The sequence below is a fragment of the Streptomyces sp. NPDC059853 genome (genome assembly GCF_042731495.1).
Taxonomy (GTDB): Bacteria; Actinomycetota; Actinomycetes; order Streptomycetales; family Streptomycetaceae; genus Streptomyces.
In genome coordinates this window covers 1-2,553 of record NZ_JBHWJL010000475.1, presented here as the reverse complement: position 1 = coordinate 2,553, position 2,553 = coordinate 1, and the positions used below count along the sequence as shown (strand labels likewise).

The following is a 2,553-nucleotide window of genomic DNA, read 5'->3' as shown; positions in this document are numbered from 1 at the left end:
GCACCGCATCCGACAACGCGGCCCGATCCACGAAGATCCGAAAGAGACGGCCTAGGTGTAGCTCTCCAGGTCCTTGATCACCGAGAACCCGAGGCCGTACGCGCTCATCCCGCGCCCGTACGCGCCGATGTGCACGCCGCCGTCCCGGGCGGCGGCGGCCAGCACCCACCCGTACTCCGACTCCCGGTAGTGGAAATCGGTCTGCACGCCGTCCACCGGCAGCTGGAGGATCGACCAGGCTCCGCCGTCCAGGTCGTTCGCCAGCTCCCAGGCGATCGCCGTCTGCTGGTCCAGCCAGTCCTGGCGCAGCGCTCGCTCCATCTGGGCCGGCCAGGTGCCGGCCAGCAGCCCCGCCCCGGCCAGCCAGGCCGCCGAGGTCACCGACGTGGCCTCCAGCACCCCGGTACCGTCCGGGCTGCGCCGCACCGGGCGGGACGCCACCGTCACCACCACCGTGAAGCGCTGCTCCTCCTGCCCCAGCTCGGTGAGCAGGGACGGCTCGTCGCCGTGGCCCGTGGAGCCGTGTTCGACGGTGCCATCGGTGGCAGTGCCCACCTGCATCAGCCAGCGCGGGCCGGTGAACGCCTCATCGAGCCCGTACCAGGGGAACCCGGCCAGCAGAAACCCGTCCACCGCCGCACGGCGCGCCCCGGGGACCGCCTGGGGCGCGTCCTGCTCCCCGGACCCGGACGGCCCCGGGTCGCCCATGGCGTCCTGCGGTTCTGCCCGACTCGTCGTCTCCATCTGCGCGACGCCTCCTCATTGCCCTCGTCCTGGGCACACCCCGGACATAGGGAGGATAGCCATCAGCGTCCTGGCAGGTGGGCAGGGTCGATGGACCGGTGGGCCCATATGACCTACAAGCGGGGTGAATCCACCCGGTCAGGTGGCGTCGGCGTCGAACGGCGGGGGCGCGTCGTCCCCCGCGGCGCCCGCGGGGGCGGAGCGCGCCGTGTCGCCGGGCTTGCCGAGGTCCACCGGGGTACCGCCGGTCTTGGCCAGCTCCACCTTGCCCGAGGCGGGGGTACGGCGCGGGGCCCGGCCGTTCACGGAGTCGGCGACCTCGGTCAGCTCCTTGCGGACGTCCAGACTGTCCCGCAGTTCCTGGAGGCCGTAGGAATCGTTCTTGTCCAGCAGGTGCTTCTGCGCGAACCGCTTGGGGTTCAGGTCCTCGAACTCGAAATCCTTGAATTCGGGGCCCAGCTCGGAACGGATGTCGTTCTTGGCGCTGTCGGAGAAATCCCGGAGCTTGCGGATCATCCGGGCGGCGTCCTGGATCATCTTCGGCAGCTTCTCCGGCCCGAAGACCAGGATCGCCAGCACGATGATCACCAGGAATTCCAGTGACCCGATATCAAAGAACACCTGGCCGCTCCCTCACGTGTCCGGACGAGGCCACGGTACCGGCCGCGCGGGCGGGGCGGGAGGCGCGGGGCGCCATCGGACGGTAAACAGAGGGCCACATCACACTCAGCCGCCCGCCGCCTCACCCAGCGTGACCGGAACCTCCTGTTCCTCGCCGTCCCGCTCCACGGTGAGCACGAGCGTGTCGCCGGGGCGGTGGCTGCGGATCTTGACGATCAGTTCGTCGCCGCTGCGGACCCGCTGGCCGTCGACCGCCGTGATGACGTCGCCCTCGCGGAGCCCGGCGAGGTCACCGGGGCCGCCCGGCTCGACGGCGTTGCCGCTGTCGTTGCCGGCCGCCGTGCCCACGCGGGCACCGCTGCCCCGGTAGCCGAGGTCGAGCGTCACCCCGATGACGGGGTGGGTGGCGCGTCCGGTGTTGATGAGCTGCTCGGCGATGTCCTTGCCCTGGTTGATCGGTATGGCGAACCCGAGGCCGACGCTGCCCGCCTGGCCTCCCTCGAACCCGCCGGACTCGGGCGCCCGGATCGCGCTGTTGATCCCGATCACCCGGCCGTCGAGGTCCACCAGCGGTCCGCCGGAGTTCCCCGGGTTGATGGGGGCGTCGGTCTGGAGGGCGTTCACGTAGGAGATGTCCGAGCCGTCCGACTCCTCGCCACCGGCGGTGATCGGCCGGTTGACGGCGCTGATGATGCCGGAGGTGACGGTGCCCGCCAGGTCGAAGGGCGCGCCGATCGCGACGACGGGGTCGCCGACCCGGACGCTGTCGGAATCGCCGAGCGGCAGCGGGGTGAGCCCGGAGACGCCGGTGACCTTGACGACGGCCAGGTCGTAGCCGGCGTCCTGGCCGACGATCTCGGCGGCGGCGGTGTCGCCGCTGTTGAAGGTGACCTGTATCGCGCCGTTGCTGCCGACCGCGGGCCGGATCACATGGGCGTTGGTGAGGATGTGGCCCCGGTCGTCGATGACGAACCCGGTCCCGGTCCCGGCCGAGCCGCCGCCCCGCACATGCAGGGTGACCACGCCGGGGAGAGCGGCCTCTGCGATCCCGGCGATGCTGCCCGGCTCGGCCGACGCCCGCTCGGAACCGGCGGCCTGCGGCAGCCGTACCTCGCTGAACTGTCCCTCGCGCTCCAGATGGACCCCGACCCCGCCGCCGATGAGCCCGGCCGCGAGCGCGATGGCGAC

The 2,553-nt window shown here is 71.8% G+C and carries 3 protein-coding genes; all 3 read right to left on the bottom strand.

The features are described 5' to 3' along the window. Positions 1 to 51 precede the first annotated feature (51 nt). Positions 52 to 744 carry a hypothetical protein gene (locus ACFV5N_RS26940; protein ID WP_385604888.1) on the bottom strand — a complete coding sequence of 231 codons (693 nt, stop codon included), beginning with the start codon at positions 742 to 744 and terminating at the stop codon, positions 52 to 54. 138 nt (positions 745 to 882) lie between these two features. Continuing rightward, positions 883 to 1,365, bottom strand: a complete 483-nt coding sequence (locus tag ACFV5N_RS26935; protein ID WP_385604885.1) for a sec-independent translocase — start codon at positions 1,363 to 1,365, stop codon at positions 883 to 885. A 105-nt stretch (positions 1,366 to 1,470) separates the two neighbouring features. Further along, positions 1,471 to 2,553, bottom strand: a 1,083-nt coding sequence (locus ACFV5N_RS26930) for a S1C family serine protease (RefSeq protein ID WP_385604882.1), incomplete at its 5' end; no start/stop codon positions are given.